The 17,149-nt window shown below is 63.6% G+C and carries 15 protein-coding genes; 9 read left to right on the forward strand and 6 right to left on the reverse strand.

Annotated features, from left to right (window positions below; translation table 11 throughout):
• Positions 1–7 precede the first annotated feature (7 nt).
• From ACTJKF_RS29925 to ACTJKF_RS29935, 3 genes are all read left to right on the forward strand, one after another.
• Complete coding sequence (locus ACTJKF_RS29925) at positions 8–949, forward strand: ABC transporter substrate-binding protein (protein WP_440628597.1); 942 nt, start codon at positions 8–10, stop codon at positions 947–949.
• A gap of 68 nt (positions 950–1,017) precedes the next feature.
• Positions 1,018–1,908, forward strand: coding sequence for an amidohydrolase family protein (locus ACTJKF_RS29930; RefSeq protein ID WP_440628599.1), 891 nt, complete (start codon positions 1,018–1,020; stop codon positions 1,906–1,908).
• A 77-nt stretch (positions 1,909–1,985) separates the two neighbouring features.
• Positions 1,986–2,747, forward strand: coding sequence for a FadR/GntR family transcriptional regulator (locus ACTJKF_RS29935; protein ID WP_440628600.1), 762 nt, complete (start codon positions 1,986–1,988; stop codon positions 2,745–2,747).
• A 48-nt stretch (positions 2,748–2,795) separates the two neighbouring features.
• On the opposite strand, the gene ACTJKF_RS29940 is transcribed toward ACTJKF_RS29935, so the two are convergent.
• The 5 genes from ACTJKF_RS29940 to ACTJKF_RS29960 form a co-directional block, all read right to left on the reverse strand.
• Entirely contained in the window at positions 2,796–4,037 is a 1,242-nt protein-coding gene (locus ACTJKF_RS29940) for an NAD(P)/FAD-dependent oxidoreductase (RefSeq protein ID WP_440628601.1), read from the reverse strand.
• A gap of 109 nt (positions 4,038–4,146) precedes the next feature.
• Positions 4,147–5,487 (reverse strand): amidase family protein, encoded by a 1,341-nt coding sequence (locus ACTJKF_RS29945; RefSeq protein WP_440628617.1) that lies wholly within the window; start codon positions 5,485–5,487, stop codon positions 4,147–4,149.
• A gap of 14 nt (positions 5,488–5,501) precedes the next feature.
• Positions 5,502–6,842, reverse strand: coding sequence for an MFS transporter (locus ACTJKF_RS29950; RefSeq protein ID WP_440628602.1), 1,341 nt, complete (start codon positions 6,840–6,842; stop codon positions 5,502–5,504).
• Positions 6,843–6,932: 90 nt separating this feature from the next.
• Positions 6,933–8,369: an N-acyl-D-amino-acid deacylase family protein gene (locus ACTJKF_RS29955; RefSeq protein ID WP_440628603.1), complete on the reverse strand. Its 1,437-nt coding sequence runs from the start codon at positions 8,367–8,369 to the stop codon at positions 6,933–6,935.
• A 161-nt stretch (positions 8,370–8,530) separates the two neighbouring features.
• Positions 8,531–9,418, reverse strand: a complete 888-nt coding sequence (locus tag ACTJKF_RS29960; protein WP_440628605.1) for a LysR family transcriptional regulator — start codon at positions 9,416–9,418, stop codon at positions 8,531–8,533.
• A 456-nt stretch (positions 9,419–9,874) separates the two neighbouring features.
• Here ACTJKF_RS29960 and ACTJKF_RS29965 point away from each other — a divergent pair, with 456 nt between their 5' ends.
• From ACTJKF_RS29965 to ACTJKF_RS29990, 6 genes are all read left to right on the forward strand, one after another.
• Positions 9,875–10,570 carry a YfiR family protein gene (locus tag ACTJKF_RS29965; RefSeq protein ID WP_440628606.1) on the forward strand — a complete coding sequence of 232 codons (696 nt, stop codon included), beginning with the start codon at positions 9,875–9,877 and terminating at the stop codon, positions 10,568–10,570.
• The gene (locus ACTJKF_RS29970; RefSeq protein ID WP_440628608.1) at positions 10,567–11,835 is read left to right on the forward strand and encodes a diguanylate cyclase domain-containing protein; all 1,269 of its coding nucleotides are present in this window, start codon (positions 10,567–10,569) and stop codon (positions 11,833–11,835) included. The genes ACTJKF_RS29965 and ACTJKF_RS29970 overlap by 4 nt, the downstream gene beginning before the upstream one ends.
• Before the next feature lie 84 nt (positions 11,836–11,919).
• On the forward strand, positions 11,920–12,429 hold the full coding sequence (locus ACTJKF_RS29975) for an OmpA family protein (protein WP_440628610.1): 510 nt from the start codon (positions 11,920–11,922) through the stop codon (positions 12,427–12,429).
• Positions 12,430–12,905: 476 nt separating this feature from the next.
• Complete coding sequence (locus tag ACTJKF_RS29980) at positions 12,906–14,855, forward strand: AIPR family protein (RefSeq protein WP_440628612.1); 1,950 nt, start codon at positions 12,906–12,908, stop codon at positions 14,853–14,855.
• A gap of 855 nt (positions 14,856–15,710) precedes the next feature.
• Positions 15,711–15,848: a hypothetical protein gene (locus ACTJKF_RS29985; RefSeq protein WP_440628614.1), complete on the forward strand. Its 138-nt coding sequence runs from the start codon at positions 15,711–15,713 to the stop codon at positions 15,846–15,848.
• A 3-nt stretch (positions 15,849–15,851) separates the two neighbouring features.
• Positions 15,852–15,932 (forward strand): SymE family type I addiction module toxin, encoded by an 81-nt coding sequence (locus tag ACTJKF_RS29990; RefSeq protein ID WP_440628619.1) that lies wholly within the window; start codon positions 15,852–15,854, stop codon positions 15,930–15,932.
• A 147-nt stretch (positions 15,933–16,079) separates the two neighbouring features.
• Here ACTJKF_RS29990 and ACTJKF_RS29995 read toward each other — a convergent pair whose 3' ends face one another.
• Positions 16,080–17,099 (reverse strand): IS30 family transposase, encoded by a 1,020-nt coding sequence (locus tag ACTJKF_RS29995; RefSeq protein WP_440624553.1) that lies wholly within the window; start codon positions 17,097–17,099, stop codon positions 16,080–16,082.
• Positions 17,100–17,149 lie beyond the last annotated feature (50 nt).

Below are 17,149 nucleotides of genomic sequence, written 5' to 3' on the forward strand. Positions count from 1 at the left end.
ACGCGAAGTGATCAGGAGCAAGGTGTTGAACGCGATCGTCGGGCTGACGTTCGCCGTCGGCGTGACGGCCGGCGCGCAGGCGCAGGAGACCTATATCCCGCTGATCTCGAAGGGCTTCCAGCATCAGTTCTGGCAGGCCGTGAAATCCGGCGCGATGCAGGCCGCGAAAGACTACAAGGTGAAGGTGACGTTCGAAGGCCCCGAAACCGAGGCGATGGTCGACAAGCAGATCGACATGCTGTCCGCCGCGATCGCGAAGAGGCCGGCCGCGCTCGGCTTCGCGGCGCTCGACAGCAAGGCCGCGCTGCCGCTCCTGAAGAAGGCGCAGGCCGAGAAGATCCCGGTGATCGCGTTCGACTCGGGCGTCGACAGCGACATCCCGGTGACCACCGCCGCGACCAACAACAAGGCTGCCGCGTCGCTCGCCGCCGACAAGCTCGCCGCGCTGATCGGCGACGAAGGCGAGGTCGCCGTGGTCGCGCACGACCAGACGAGCCGCACCGGCATCGATCGACGCGACGGTTTTCTCGAACGGATGAAGTCCGCGCACCCGAAGGTGCAGGTCGTGACCGTGCAGTACGGCGAGGGCGATCAACTGAAGTCGACCGAGGTGACGAAGTCGATCCTGCAGGCGTATCCGAAGCTCAAGGGCCTGTTCGGCACCAACGAAGGCTCGGCGATCGGCGTGGTCAACGGCGTGCGCGAGATGAAGCGCAAGGTCGTGATCGTCGGTTACGATTCCGGCAAGCAGCAGAAGGACGCGATCCGCAGCGGGCTGATGGCCGGCGCGATCACGCAGAACCCGATCGGGATCGGCTACAAGACCGTTGAAGCGGCCGTGAAGGCGATCAAGGGCGAGAAGCTGCCGAAGGTCATCGATACCGGTTTCTATTGGTACGACAAGACCAACATCGACGACCCGAAGATCGCGGCCGTGTTGTACGACTGAGCGTGGCGACACGTGACGCGGCGGACGGCGGCGGCTGACGGCTGATGACGGCGAACCACGAGGACACCATGGGCGCAGTGCGTATCGATTCCCATCAGCACTTCTGGCGTTACCGTGCGGCCGACTATCCGTGGATCGGCCCGGGGATGGGCGTGCTTGCCCGCGACTACCTGCCCGACGCGCTGTGGCCGCAGATGCATGCGCAGGCGCTCGGCGCATCGATCGCGGTGCAGGCGCGTAGCGGTCGCGACGAGACCGCGTTCCTGCTCGAGCTCGCTCGCGACGACGCGCACATCGCGGCCGTGGTCGGCTGGGAGGATCTCGGTGCGCCGGCACTGGCCGAGCGCATCGCGGAATGGGGCAGCCCGAAGCTGCGCGGCTTTCGTCACCAGGTGCAGGACGAGCCCGACGTCGGCGCGTTCGTCGCGGATCCCGCGTTCAATCGCGGTGTCGCGTGGCTGCAGGCGAACGGCTATGTGTACGACGTGCTCGTGCTCGAGCGTCAGTTGCCGGACGTGCGTGCGTTCTGCGCGCGGCACGATGCGCACTGGCTCGTGCTCGATCATGCGGGCAAGCCCGCGCTTGCCGCGTTCGACCGCGACGCAACCGCGCTCGCACGCTGGCGTGCCGGGCTGCGCGAACTGGGCGCGCTGCCGCATGTCGTGTGCAAGCTGTCGGGGCTCGTGACCGAGACGGACTGGCGGCGCGGCCTGCGCGGGCAGGATCTCCGGCACATCGAGCAATGCCTCGATGCGGCGCTCGACGCATTCGGCCCGCAGCGGCTGATGTTCGGGTCGGACTGGCCCGTGTGCCTGCTCGCGGCGTCGTACGACGAAGTCGCGTCGCTGGTCGAGCGCTGGGCCGAAGCGCGTTTGTCGGCCGCCGAGCGCACCGCGTTGTGGGGTGGCACGGCCGCACGTTGCTATGCGGTGCCGGGCGATTCGAAGCCCGGCATATAAAATAGGCGCGAACGGCCTGACGTGTTCGCTTCATTGGTCAGGCCGTCCGCAACGCAACTGCTTACCCGTATCGACGTATGTCCATCCAGCCGATTCAGAACCGCCGCCTCTACCAGCAGATCGCCGACAAGCTCAGCGCGATGATCGAGTCCGGCGACTTCCCGCCGGGCAGCTATCTGCCGCCCGAGCGCGAACTGGCCGAACGCTTCGGCGTGTCGCGCACGTCGGTGCGCGAGGCGCTGATCGCGCTCGAAGTGAACGGGCTCGTCAGCGTGCGTGTCGGCGACGGCGTGAAGGTGCGCCAGCCCGAGGCGGCTGCCGCGCCGGCGCCGCGGATCGACACGACGGTTGCGCCGTTCTCGATCGTCGAGATCGATCCCGAGCTCGGCATCGCGCTCGACCTCGATACCGAAATCCCGCCGTTCGCGCTGTTGCAGGCGCGCCGGCTGATCGAGCCGGAAGCCGCGTCGCTCGCCGCGAAACACGGCTCGGACGCGCAGATCGAAGGCATTCACGAGGCGTTCCTGCGCAACCAGGACGACAACCGCAGCGGCTCGCTCACGCATCCGGGCGACCGGCTGTTTCATATCCGTATCGCGGAAGCGAGCGACAACCCGGCTTATGCGCTGATGATCAAGCAGTTGCTCGCGCACAAGTACGATCTGATGTTCCAGCGGTTGCAGTCGCTGTACATGCCGAACGACATGCCGCACCGGTCGGAGCGCGAACACCGCGCGATCCTCGACGCGATCCGTGCGCGCGACCCCGAGGCCGCGCGTCGCGCGATGGCCGAGCATCTCGACGAAGTGATCGAGATCTTCGGTCGCGCGCTCGACTGAGCGCGGGCGAACGGGCGTTCCGACGTTCCGATGTTCAGGCGTTCGGCATCAGAAGCGGTCGGCGCGGTAGGGTGTGGGATCGGTGAACGGCGTCTCGCCCGTCATCATTTCGGCCAGCAGGCGGCCGGAGACGGGGCCGAGCGTGAGCCCGTGATGGTTGTGCCCGAACGAGAACCATAGCCCGCGATGGGCGGGCGCGGGGCCGATTACCGGCCGCATGTCCGGCGTGCACGGCCGGAAGCCGAGCCACGGCTGCGGATCGAGCCGCTCGCCGAAGCCGAACACCGGGCGCGCGACGCGTTCCGCACGATCGAGCTGCACGCCCGTCGGCGGCAGGCCGCGCCGCGCGATCTCGACGCCGGTCGTCAGCCGCAAGCCGCGCCGCATCGGCGCGATCACGTAGCCGTATTCGCGATCGACGATCGGTGCCGACGGTGTGCCGCGCTCGGACGGCGCGTAGTGCATGTGATAGCCGCGTTTCTCGCGCAGCGGAATCTTGTAGCCGAACTTGCCGAACACCGTGTCGGACCACGGGCCGAGCGCGACGACCACGGACGGCGCGGCGATCTTGCCGTCGTCCGTCGTGACCTGCCAGCCGGGCGACAGCGCCTCGAGGCTCGCGGCATCGCCGGTGAGCAGCGTGCCGCCGCCTTCCACGAACAGGTGCGCGTAGGTTTTGACGAGCGCGGACGGATCGACGACGCTTTTCGGATCGAGCCAGTGCAGCGCGCCGCAGAAGCCGGGCGCGAGGCTCGGTTCCTGCGCGCGGAGTGCCGCGGCATCGAGCGGCGTGATGCCGAGCCCGTGGCGGCGCGCGGTGAGTCCGGCATCGGCGGCCGCACGTTCGAACGCGGCCGGCGTGCGGAACGCTTCCATCCAGCCGCTCGCGCGCACCAGTTCGCCTGCGCCGGCGCGGGCGATCAGTGCGTCGTGCTCGACGATGCAGCGCTCGATCAGCGGCAGCATGTCGCGCGAGGCCGCGGCGTGGCGCATCGGTGCCGATTCCCACCAGAAACGCGCGAGCCACGGCGCGAACGCGGGCAGCGACGTGCTGTGCCAGTAGAGATCGGTGGAGCGGTTCAGCGCGTAGCGCATCAGCGTGAACGGGCTACGCGGGAACGGATACGGTTCGATCGACGAGCGCTCGATCAACCCCGCGTTGCCGAAGCTCGTGCCTTCGCCGGGTGCGCCGCGGTCGACGAGGGCGACCTTGCGGCCGCGATCCTGCAGGTGCAGCGCGGCGGAGACGCCGACGATGCCTGCGCCCAGAACGATTACGTCGAAGTCCATCGTGTAAGTGGCCATTGGCGGGGCGCTTGGCCGCGGTGCGGGCGCCCAGGTTGGAGAGACTCGAACCGCAAGCATACTCGCGGTGACGCGGCTCACCAAGGGGGCGCCGTTAGCGGGGCAGGTTGCCCCAGGCGGCAGAGAATTGCCGCGCGGCGTCGAAGCACATCGCCTCGGCTTGCGGTGCACCGATCAACTGCACCCCGACCGGCAGTTCGCCCGACACGAAACACGGCGCGCTGACGACCGGCAGCCCCGCGAACGAAATCGGCTGCGTGAGCAGGCCGAGCGTCTTCGCGGGTTCGAGCGCGACGCCGTTGACGTCGACGCTCGCGTCGGAGACGCGCGGCGCGGCACAAGGCGTCGCGGCCGCGAGCAGCACGTCGTAGCGCGCGAACAGCGCTTCGGTGCGCGCGCGCCAGGCGTCACGGCAGGCAAGCGCTTCCCGATAGGCGGCGTCGGATGTTGCGAGGCCGGTTGCGATGCGTGACCGCAGGCGTTCGGAGACGAGCACCGCCGGCGCGTCGAGCAGCCCGCGGTGGGTGTGGGCCAGCTCCACATTCGAGACCGCGATCGCCGCTTCACGCACGTGTGCGACTTCGTCGCTGTCGACCTGCACCGCATCGCCCGCATGCAGACAGACCGCCGCGCGCCGGACCGCGCGTTGCGCATCCGCATCCGCGTGACGTTCGAAATCGCCCGTGAGCACGGCGACGCGAAGCGGGGCGGCCGAATCGCGAATCGGTTGCGAGCGCAATGAATTCGGTTCGCACAGTGTGTCATACAGCATGGCAAGGTCGTCGATATCGTTCGCGAATCCGCCGACCGTGTCGAGCGATTCGGCATAGGGCAGGCAGCCGGCTCGCGACAGCCGCCCATCGCTTGGGCGAAACCCCCACACGCCGCACAGCGCCGCCGGGGCGCGGATCGAGCCGTTGGTGTCGCTGCCGAGTGCGAGCGGTACGTATCCCGCGGCGACCGCGGCGGCCGAGCCGCCCGACGACCCGCCCGTCATGCGCGCCGGGTCGGCCGGCAGGCGCACCGCGCCATAGTGCGGATTGACGCCGGTGGCGCCGCACGCGAGTTCGTCCATATGCGTTGCGCCGACCGGCACAGCGCCGGCCGCGCACAGGCGCGCGACCGCTGACGCATCGGTGGCGGCCGCCGGCAATGCGGCGCGCGCGGGCGATCCCGCGACCGTCGTGTAGCCCGCCACGTCGAAATTCCACTTCACGAGAAACGGCACGCCCGCCAACGGGCCTGGGTCACGTCCGTTCCGCACGAGGCCGTCGATCCGCCGCGCGTCGTGCAGTGCCCGCTCGTCGAAGGTTTGTGCGCAGGCATGGATCGCGCCGTCGCGCGCGGCGATATCGGCGAGCACGGTTTGCATGAGCGATACGGCACTCACGCGTCCCGCGCGAACCTCGGCCGCCAGCGCGAGCGCGCCGCGCATCGAAGGTGCCGCGCTCACGCGCGCACCATGAGTCGGCGCGGAATCGACAGGATCAGCGTAGCGGCGGCGAACAGCGTGAAGGCGAGCAGCGCGACGCCGAGCTCGGTGCTGCCCGTCCATCCCGTCGCGTAGCCCATCAGCGTCGGGCCGACGAACCCGGCGACGGCCGCGCCGATGTTGACGAGCCCCGCGCCACCCGCGGCGGCCTCGCCGGCGAGAATCCGCGATGGCAGGCTCCAGAACATCGCGAGCGTGCTCATGATGCCCGCCACGCCCGCGGTCAGGCACATGACGGCAAGCACCGGATGCGCGCGCATGCCGAGGCTCGCGAGCAGTGCGACGCCGCCGATCGCGACGGGCAGCGCCGTATGCCAGCGGCGCTCGCCGGTTCGTACCGAATGCTGCGCGTTCGCGACCATCGCGACCGACGCGACCAGGTACGGGATCGCGCTGACGAGGCCGATCCCCAGGTTGCTCAGCGAACCGAGTGCCTTGATCATCGTCGGCATCCAGAACACCAGCCCGTAGTTGCCGACGTTGTAGAGGAACGAAGTCGCGAACAGCAGCCACAGCGTCGGTTCGCGCAGCGCGGCGCCGAGGCGGGTGCGCTTGCCGGCCGCTTCCTGGGCCATCTCCGCGCGAATCGTCCGTTTTTCCGTGTCGGTCAACCAGGTCGCGTCGTCGATCCGCTCCGTCACGCGCACGAGCAGGACCACGCCGAGCACGACGGCCGGCAGGCCTTCGATCAGGAACATCCACTGCCAGCCGCGCAGCCCGAAGCCGCCATGCGTCGCGTCCATGATCCAGCCTGACAGTGGGCCGCCGACGATCACGCCCAGCGGCATCGCGAGAAACAGGAAAGCCATCACCTTGGCGAGCCGGTGCGACGGAAACCACACGCTGAAGTAGGCGATCACGGCCGGAAAGAAGCTCGCCTCCGTTACGCCGAGCAGGAAGCGCAGCGCATAGAAGCTCGCCGTGTCCCGCGTTGCGAGCGTCGCGACAGACACGATGCCCCACGTCAGCATCGAGCCGGCGAGACAACGCTTCACGCCTATCCGTCGCACGAGCCAGCCGGCCGGCACCTGCAGCAGCAGGTAGCCGACGAAGAACAGACCGGCGCCGACGCCGTAGGCTGCATCCGTAAGGTGCAGGTCCGTCACCATCTGCAGCTTCGCGAAGCCGACGTTGACGCGGTCGAGATAGCCGAAGAAATAGCAGACCAGGATCAGCGGGATGATGCGTCGACTCACGCGCGTGTACAGCGCGTCGATGCCGGGCGCGGCGGTATCCGCATGCGGGTCCGAGCCGGTTTGCATGCCGCGCGGCGTGGGGATGCCGTTGGAATTCGTCATGGTGACTCCGTGCAGGTTGACTCCAGTGCGGCGGCCGCGCGAGCGGCGGCTTCCGCGACAGCGCAAAAGCGCGCCATGGGCCGGCCGATCCTAGCTTGTGCGGCGCAGCGCCCGGCCGGGGCGCGTGCCGGTGTGTCGGCCGTGTGCGAGCACGGCACGCCCGTTGACGAACACGTGTTCGATGCCTTCAGGGCGCAGCGTCGGGTTCGCGAACGTCGCGCGGTCGATCACGCGCGCGGGATCGAACACGACCAGATCGGCGTAGTGACCGACCGAGAGTCGCCCGCGCTCCGCGATGCCGAATTGTTCGGCGGTGAGTCCCGTCATCTTGCGTACGGCGGTTTCGAGCGGGAACAGGTCGCGCTCGCGGGAGAATTCGCCGAGCACGCGCGGGAACGTACCCCACAACCGCGGGTGCGGGCGCATGTCGTTGGGCAGGCCGTCGGAGCCGACCATCGTCAGTTCGTGACCCATGATGCGCTCGACGTCCGCTTCGTCCATCACGAAGTAGATCGCGCCGGCGGGGCGCAGTGCGTCGATCGCCGCATCGATGGAGTCGCCGAACAGCGGCAGCAGTTCGGCGAATTCGCGCCCCGAGAGTTCGGGATGCGGCTTCGACCACGCGAGGATCACGCGTGACGACTGGCGGATGCGATCCGCGCGCAGCATCGTCGACGTCGCGGGATACGGATGGCAGTCGATGCACAGCGGTTGTCGTGTGCGCTGCGCGTCGATATGCGCGAGCGTTTCGACCGAGCGGCCGTGGTTGGCCTTGCCGGCCACCTTGTGATGCGACAGCACGACGCGCACGTCGAGCGCGCGCCCGATCGAGAACGCTTCGTCGAGCGACGTGATGATCGCATCGGTTTCGTCGCGCAGGTGCGTCGCGAACACGCCACCCGTCTCGCGCAGCGGCGCGCACACGTCGATCAGCTCGGCGGTCGTCGCGGCCGCTGCAGGCGGGTAGAAGGTGCCCGTCGAGACGCCGAATGCGCCGGCCGCCATCGCTTCGCGCACGTCGGCCGCCATCGCCGCGATCTCCGCCGGGTCGGCCGCGCGTCCGAGATCGGCCATGTGCCGCACGCGCAGCGTCGAGTGGCCGACCAGCGCCGCCGTGTTGACGGCAGCCGGCGTGGCATCGAGCGCGCCGAGATAGGCGCGAAAGGACGGAAAGCGAAACGACTGCCATGCGCCCAGCAGGTCGAGCGGTTGCGGCACGTCGCGTTCGGCGAGCAACGGCGCGAGACTGATCCCGCAATTGCCGGCGATCACCGTGGTGACGCCTTGCGCAACTTTCGGTTCGACGTCGGGGTCGGTCAGCACGAACGCATCGTCGTGCGTGTGGCTGTCGATGAAGCCCGGCGCGACGACCAGGCCGCTTGCGTCGAGCGTGTGCACGGCAGTCGCGCCGCTCAGGTCGCCGATCGCGGCGATGCGCTCGCCGGTCACGCCGAGATCGGCCTCGAAGCGCGCGGCCCCGGTACCGTCGATCAGCTCGCCACGGCGCAGGATCACGTCGAAATGCATGGTGGCTCCTCCAGAATCCGCCCGGATCCGGGGTGCTGCCCGGGTCCGTCGTTCATGTTCGCCACCATCGTCACCAGCCATTTTTCGGGCGTCCAATGCCGTTCGGCTCGCCATTCATGCGAAACCGTCATCAATGCGGCGACGCCGCACGGTCCGCGGCGTTACGCGAACGCCGCCTTCACCAGCGCGTGGAGGTCGCTCGCGAAGCTGGACATCGAGATGGTGCGATGCCGCACGATGCCGACCGTGCGGTCGATCGTCGGGCTGGCGATCGGCACGGCGCGTACCGAGGGCGAGCCGTACGCACGCAACGCGCTCTCGGGCAGGATCGCGCAGCCGACGCCGGCTGCCACGAGCGCGGCGACGCACGAGATGTGCTCGACTTCGTAGAACCACCGGGTGCGCACCGCCTCCTGGCCCATCAGCATTTCGAGCAGCAGACGGTTGCCGCTATCGCGACCGCCGATGATCAGCTTCGCGTGCCGCAATTCGCCGAGCGTGACGGCGTCGGCACGTGCGAGCGGATCGCCCTCGTGGGCCGCGAGCACGTAACGGTCGGTGAACAGCGGTTCGAACACCAGATCGTCGTCGACGCCGGGGTGCAGACTCACGCCGAACTCGGCGATGCCCGCGCGTACCTGCGACAGCACGAAATCGTGATTGCCATCGAGGATCTGCACGGCGACCTGCGGATACTTTTCCGAAAAGCGACGCAGCACGTCGGGCAGCGTTTGCGCGACGACGGTCGGGATCGACGAGAGCCGCACCTTGCCGTAGCGCTTTTGCGCGATTTCCTGGATCGACGACAGCATCATCCCGAGCTGAGCGATCTGCTCGCGCGCCATCGGCAGGAACTGACGGCCGACGCCCGTTAGCGTCACGCTGCGGGTGGTGCGCTGGAACAGCTCGACGCCGAGCGTCTGTTCGAGCTTCTGGATCCGGCGCGACAGCCCCGGCTGGGTCAGGTGCAGCTTTTCCGCCGCGCGATGGAACGTGCCGAGTTCAGCGACGGCGACGAACGCTTCGAGTTCCGAGTTTTCTATTTTCATGGCGCTCCAATGTGCGGGCCCGCTCCGGCATTCCGGCGCGTGGCGGCAGGACTCACGCACGAATATTCTCGACGATGTTGATTCATGGTCTGCCGTATTGTCCGGTATGGCCGTTGAGCGTACACGCATTGCCGATCGCGACGGGCGCAAGCGATGCGTTCAAAAGCTCGAGTGTGCCGCGATCGATAGCGTGACTGACGCGACCGGGCGTCCAATCCACTGATCAATCATTTTCCGGCGTCGAGACTGGAGCGAAGTCGGCGAACACGTTCGCCCGTATCGTCGCGCGAAGCACCGATTCAACATACTTTTCACCGTTATTCGCGGGTGTATCCCACTGGTTTGGGATGCGAATTTTTACCTAAGATGGAGGGAATCGTGCGTGTGATACGGTGCCGGCATGCGCATGGCAGGTAGGGAGTCGCACCGGGAACGACCGCAGCAGATGTTTTCATCATGGATGCGAGTGTGTGCGCGGCGGCTGCGAGTCTTGCAGTCGCATCGACGCCAGCGTGCGCGGCGGCAATCGTCGCGAAGGCGTCCGGCCGACAGGGCCGCGTCGCCACATTTCGCCACGCGCTCGCCGCAATCGTTTGCGTTCTGAGCGTTGCCCCTGCCGCACTCGCCGGGGCGCACGCCGATCCGATCGACACGCTGCAACTCACCGCCACCACGATCCCCGCTAATCCGACCAGTCCCGCCTTTTCGTCACACGACTCCGCCGTGCGTCAGGTCGTGCTCGGCATCGTCAGTTTCACGCGCTGGCCGACCACGCCCGTTCGCCTGCATCTGTGCGTGACGGGCCGCCCCGACTACGCGGGCGACCTGACCGACACGATGCAGGCCGGCTCGACCGTGCTCGACGTGCAGCGCGTCCGCTTCGACGATCCCGCGCTCGGCATCGCGTGCGACGTCGTCTATCTCGGCAACCTCGGCAACGACGAGCGTGCGCGGGTGAGGGGGACGCTTGCGGGCCGCCCGGTGCTGACGATCGCCGAACACGATGTGACCTGCACCGCGGGCGCGATGTTCTGCCTCACCGTCGAAGGCGAGCGCGTGACGTTCGACATCAATCTCGACGCCGTCGCGCGCAGCGGCGTGCGCGTGCATCCGAATGTGCTCAATCTCGCGCGGCGGGCGCTGATGCCATGACACGCTCCGCGCCCTCCCTCTCGTCTTCACGCGTGCCGCGCCCGACGCTGCAAAGCGTGCTGCGCCGCGCGCATTTGCGTCTTGCGTTCGTCGCGGTCGCGATGGCGGCCGTGTCGCTGATCGTCGTCGCCGTGATCGCGTTGCGCGCGTATGCCGGCAACAACCTGAACCTGCTGGCCCGCTCGCTCGGTTACACCGTCGAGGCGGCGCTCGTATTCGGCGACCACGTCGCGGCGAACGAGGCGATCGCAACCATCGCCAACGACGAGGACGTCGCGCAGGTAGTCGTCACCGATGGCAAGGGCCAGCTGTTCGCGACCTGGAAGCTGCCCGCCGGCGGCGGGATCGCCCGGCTCGAACGCGGCGTCGCCGATCTCGCGCTGCCCGGGCCCGTGACCGTCCCGGTGATCCACGATGGCATCGTCGTCGGCCAGGTCATCGTGCGTGGCCGCGGGCATCAGTTCTTCGGGTTCCTGGTCGGCGGCGTCGGCGGCATTCTCGGCTGTCTTGTCGTCAGCGTGTTCGGGGCTTATATCAGTTCGAAGCGCCTGCTGCGCAACATCGTTGCGCCGCTGCGCGCACTTGCCGGTGTCGCGCATGCCGTGCGGCGCGAACGGGCGTTCGCGCGACGCGTCGAGCCTGCGGTGATCGCCGAACTGAACCAGCTCGGCGACGACTTCAACGCGCTGCTCGATGAATTCGAAGACTGGCAGAACACGCTGCGCGACGAGAACGCGTCGCTCGAACACAAGGCGACGCACGATGCGCTCACCGGGTTGCCGAACCGCGTGCAGTTCGAGTCGCGTCTGTCGCTTGCGCTTTGCGACGCCGTGGTGACGGGGCAGCGGGTCGCGATCCTGTATCTCGATTGCGACCGCTTCAAGGAGATCAACGATTGTCTCGGGCACGACGCAGGCGATGCGGTGCTGGTGGGCGTCGCGGCGCGGTTGCGCACGCAGGTGCGCGAGACCGATCTGGTCGCACGCCTCGGCGGCGATGAATTTGCGGTGATGCTGGCGGCGGTGCGCGAAGCGGACAGCGTGTGCCTGATCGCCGACGCGATTTTGTCCGGGATGGTGCCGTCGATCGAGCTGTCCGACGGACGCATGGTGGCCACCATGATGAGTGCCGGCATTGCGCTGTATCCCGACCACGCGTCCGACGCGATCGGCTTGCTGCGGGCGGCGGATGCCGCGATGTACCGCGCCAAGCGTGCGCGGCCGGGGTCGTGGCAATTGGCGGAAGGCGTTGCCGGACCGGTTTGAGGTCTATCGTTTCGCGCCGCGGGCGAGGCCGCGGCGGCGGGATAAGAAGCGCTCGCGATGCGGGTGCGTACGAAGGGGACGATTATGAAAAGCTCGTTGCCTGTGAGCATTGGGCGGATGTGCGCCGGGAGCGCGGTGCTGCTGTGCCTGCTGCTCGCCGGATGCCAGACGCCGCCGCTTCATCGGGGGCTCACGCAGACGCAGGTCACGGCGCTGACGTCGGCCGGGTTTCAGGAGACCGGGCAGGGGTTCGAGTTCGGGGCGACCGGGCCGATCCTGTTCGACTTCGATCGGTATAACCTGAAGCCGGATGTGAGGCGGATTGTCGAGCGGATAGGCAAGACGTTGAAGTCGGCGGGGATCAATGGCGTGCGGGTTTATGGGTACTCGGATGATGAGGGGATCGCTGCTTACGACCTCGAATTGTCGAGGCGGCGCGCGGAGGTGGTGGCGATCGAGCTGGTGGATGTGGGGCTGGACGGGAAGCGGATCGCGATCGTCGGGAAGGGCAAGAGCGATCCGGTCGGGGATAACCGGACGCCAGTCGGGAGAATGCAGAATCGGCGGGCGGCGATTGTGGTTTCGCCTAGGTGAGGCGTCGTGCAGTAGTTCACTGATGCCGTTTGCGCGCCGTGTCCCGGTCGCTTGCGGTTGTTTTGCTGCAGGCGAACCGGGCACGTCGACGTTGCGATCCTGTCGGTGGCTTTTCATCCGGCCCACGCTTTTGGGAGCGTGGGCTTTCGTTTTTCTAGATCTCGACCGCGAATGCTTTAAGGAGATCACTGATCTGTGGCATCGACCGGTTGAATCCGCCGCAAGTTTCAGACGGTCGCCCATGTGAATTTTATGACCCGTGTGGGCCACGATAGAGTCGATTTGCACCGGACGACTGAGCGCCGATCATTGAGCCAGGCGCGAGCAGCGGCCGGGGTCAACAGTTCAGCAATAAGGTCTTGGCTAAGTGGATGCGTTGAACGACAATTGCATCGAGTTGCATTCGCTTTGTTAGCCATCAAGGAGGGTGCGAAGTGCCTGCCATGGCTTCTTTTTCTTAATCAAGGAGTTCGCCATTGAATGATCTTATCCTCCAAAGCTATGTCGACGATTACGCGACCCGATATGACCATGCGGATCAGGCGGAGCATTTAAAGTTCGAATATTTTTCTGCACATTGTTTGGTTGCAGAAGACTATGAGGGGCACTTCGATGCTGAGGAATTATCCGTTGGCGATGCAAACGGCATAGATTCCGTTGCGATATTCATCAACGACACACTTGTTCAGTCAAGCACCGCTGTCGAAAGCCTAGCCAGACAGAATATGGAGGCGCGCTTCCTCTTTGTTCAAACAAAAACCTCTGCATCCCTAGATCAAGGGGCAGTGCTGAAATTCACTCGCGCAGTGCGGTATTTTTTCTCCAAGGATGCAAAGCCCGCAGATTATTCGCTCGGGGAATGGCACAAGATCAAAGATGCAATATATAAGAATGCCATAAAATTTGCAGAAAACCCCTCGGTCGAACTTCGCTACGTTAGCACCAGCACCTCCCCGCCAAACAGGCTTATGCTGGAAACGGTGGACGGAGAGTTGAACCTCCTAAGCGGCACCAATCTTTTCTCGACTGTAAATCTTGAATTTGTTAATCCAGAGAAGCTGAAGGCGCTGTATCGCCGCCTATCAAACAAAATAACAAAGCAAATAAATTTTGAAAAGCACACAGTGCTGCCGAAGATTCAAGGCGTTAAGCGGGCGTACATTGGAATTCTTCCCTGCAAGGAATATCTGGAGCTTATTTGCGACGAAAGCGGAAAATTACTAAGAAACGTTTTCTATGACAACGTGAGAGACTATCAGGGCGAGAATTCGGTAAATAGGGAGATACTGGCAACCCTCACCGCGGACGACGCGAGTAGGCAGGCTTTTGTCCTGCTGAATAATGGTGTGACGATTGTCTGCAAATCAATCAATCCCGTTGGCTCTGAGTTTACAGTTCGCGATTTTCAGGTGGTGAACGGGTGCCAAACAAGTCACGTCTTGCACAAAAATTCTGACTTGCTGACGGACAGTGAGTTTGTGACCGTTAAGCTGATTGAGACGGAAAACGTTGAAATCGCAAACAAGATTACAAAGGCAACGAATAGGCAGACCGAGGTAAAACTTGAGGCATTTGCTGGCTTGCAATCCTTCCACAAAGAATTGGAGGCTTTCTATGCAGGCACTCCTATTCTGCAGCGTTTATATTATGAGCGTAGGCCCGGGCAATACGACTCAGATGGCTCAATAAAGCAAACAAAAGTTGTAACGATACCGGCGCAAATTCAATCGTTCGTATCGATTTTTTTGGAAGAGCCACAAAAGATTCATTTTTATTACGGGCAATTGCTAAAGGACTATAACGAAGGTAACGAATCGGTCCTCTTCAATGAGACTCATGATCCATATCCGTACTTCATGAGCAGCCGCCTTATCTATTTGACCAATGAGAGAATTCGGCGGGGAGGGAAAAAATTCGCTAAATGGCGTTTTCATATGGCAACCATGATCAGAATGCTGATTGGCGGTCCTTTCAACAAAAATCGCCTGAGTGATCCAGTCTACTGCAAGCGCTACTGCGACTCCATGAACACCTCTTTAGTGGATTTTGATGCCAATTTCGATATCGCCACTGGAATGCTAGACAAATTATTGAATGAAATCCCGCAATCTGGATCTTTGCGCGATCTGCCGCAAGACAAGAAGCTTGCGGATGATCTAATCGATGAGTGTAAGAGGATTTATCTTTCCATGAATGCAACGTCAAATGAAGGAGCGCAACAGGATTTAGGTGCATTCGACTCGGTCTTCGTTGGTGCGGTGGATCAGCTCATTCCGGAGAAGAAATTTGGATTTATCTTGTACGGACAGAGAAGATTTTTCTTCTCGAATCCATCTGCATCTCTAGTCGCGAAGCAGCGGGTTCGATTTAAAGTTAGAAAAAGTGGTGACACAGTTGAGGCGTATGATGTTGATCCGATAAGATAGCATTCTCAGTGTTGAGGAATTGACAAGCTCGGTTGGCCAAGATACCAAATGCCCGGTTGCTGACCATCGATGCTAGGATCGAAAGCGGACGCTGATCTGGCGTTGGATGAACGTCCGCTTCTTCGCTAACCTAGATGCGCTATTCGAAGCCGGCCTCATCACGTTTGACGATGAAGGTCTCTTCGCCATTTCGGATCGGCTCGATGCTGACGGGCGGAAAAGTCGAGGAATCCACGCACAGATGCGTCTATGTCGCACGCCATCTTCAATGCAGCGAACCTACCTACAGAAGCATCGCGTGCGAACCTGTGTCATCTGTCAAACCGATGATAGCGGCTCTTGAACTACGGGAGCTGACAAGCTCTCACATCAATCTAATTTCATGCGTCGGGTCGCCGGTTGTAGGTATGATGGCTTGGTCACGGGGCAGCTTTCGCGTCTGTATCGAAATGTGCTCTTGCAACGAGTCCAATTCGTCCGAAGTGTTTCGAATCGTCGCTTTCCGAGGCCGATCTACATCCGCCTTGGCTCACGTTTTCCGTTCGCATCAGCGCATGCAATGGCCCGGCGGGAGCCGACGAAATTGCATGCCTAGGCCTAATGGCTAACGTTCGCGCAAGCCGCAAATATTTGACGTTAGCGATGATCTAATAGGAGTGTCCAATGATGATCGCGTGTGCGTCGCGCGCGAATGGACGTGAGGCGGGTGGTAAGCCCCGTCGAATCACAGCTTCATCGAAGCAGTAACAAGGGAGGAAATCAAAGCATCAAAGCACCGCAGTAAACGAGCGCGGGCCGCAAGTGCTACCAACACTCACGACCCGCTAACCACAGCCAACTATCTAGGAGTTGCCCATGGCTAAGGCGAATGATAAAGCACGTCCCCCGATTACGGAACGCTTTGTGACGGTCCAGGAAATCTGGGGTTTTCCGAAAAACATGAGCGCCAGGCCCAAGACGTTTTATCCGTATATGAAGATTGGCGGAATGTGACTCATCAACGACGCGGGTTTTGAGCCGGGAAAGAAGGTGCGGATAGCTGTCGAGCCGGGAAGGCTGGTCATCACGGCGATGTGAGACGCGGCCGCCGCGCTGCATATCGGCGCGATTCGTCTGGAGGCGAATCGGCCGATCGGTTAGTGTGGCGCGAACAACGACATCCCGCCCGTGATCGCCGTTGAACCGGCGATAGAAAAGGCCGCGCAGACAGGGCGGTTTCTAGAGTCAAGTGCAACGTTTTGCTAACCCCTCGGCTGCCAGTTCCATGGCCATGGCTTCCTCGGGCGTTTTCCAACCGAGCGTCTGGCGAGGACGTCCATTGAGCAGCTTGGCGATATCGTTCAATTGCGTCTGCGTGACGCCCGAGAGGTCCATGCCCTTTGGCAAGAACTGGCGTAGCAGGCCGTTTGTGTTCTCGTTGCTGCCGCGCTGCCACGGAGCGTATGGATCCGCGAACCAGATATCGAGGTTCAGTCGCTCGGCAAGCTCGACATGACAGGTCATCTCCGATCCACGGTCGTACGTCAGGCTCTCACGCAGGAAGGCCGGCACCTTCTTCATCTGGCGCGTGAAGCCCTCGAGTGCGTCTTGGGCGGTACAGCCGTCCATGCGGCACAGCACGACGAACCGTGTTTTACGCTCGACCAGCGTTCCAACGCAGGATCGATTGAACGCGCCTTTGACGAGGTCGCCCTCCCAATGTCCCGGCCATTGCCGCGTTTCAATCTGCTCAGGCCGATGAATGATGCGCAATTCATCCGGCACGAAGCTCTTGCGCGCAAGGGTTCGACGGGTGGTGCCGCGCGCAGGCTTCTCTTGGCGAAGCGCCTCGATCATCGCCTGCTTGAGTCCACCTCGGGGATGGGTATAGATCGCGGCGTAAATCGTTTCGTGGCTGACGCGCTGGTCAGGATTGTCTGGATGCATGTCGCGGAGTCTGGCAGCAATTTGCTGCGGCGACCAGCGTCGATAGACCAGTTGATGATGCACATGCCAGTACAGCGTACTGCCTTCGCTCAACTTACGACGCCGTACGCAGCGCCGACGGCGAAGCCGATAGGACGAGGCCGCCTGGGTTGCTTCGTAGCGCGGCGTTGCCGCATTCCGATTACGAGCCAGTTCGCGAGAAACCGTCGAAGCGCTGCGCCCCAATCGCCGTGCGATCTCTCGCATGCTGGTTCCCCGCTGACGTTCGATCATGATTGCCGCGCGGTCCTCCGCGCTCAGATGCTGGTACTTCTTCATCACAACACCTTACTTGATTCAAGGTGTTGCACTTGGAACTAGAGATTAAG

It is taken from the genome of Burkholderia sp. 22313 (assembly GCF_052045245.1).
Classification (GTDB): domain Bacteria; phylum Pseudomonadota; class Gammaproteobacteria; order Burkholderiales; family Burkholderiaceae; genus Burkholderia.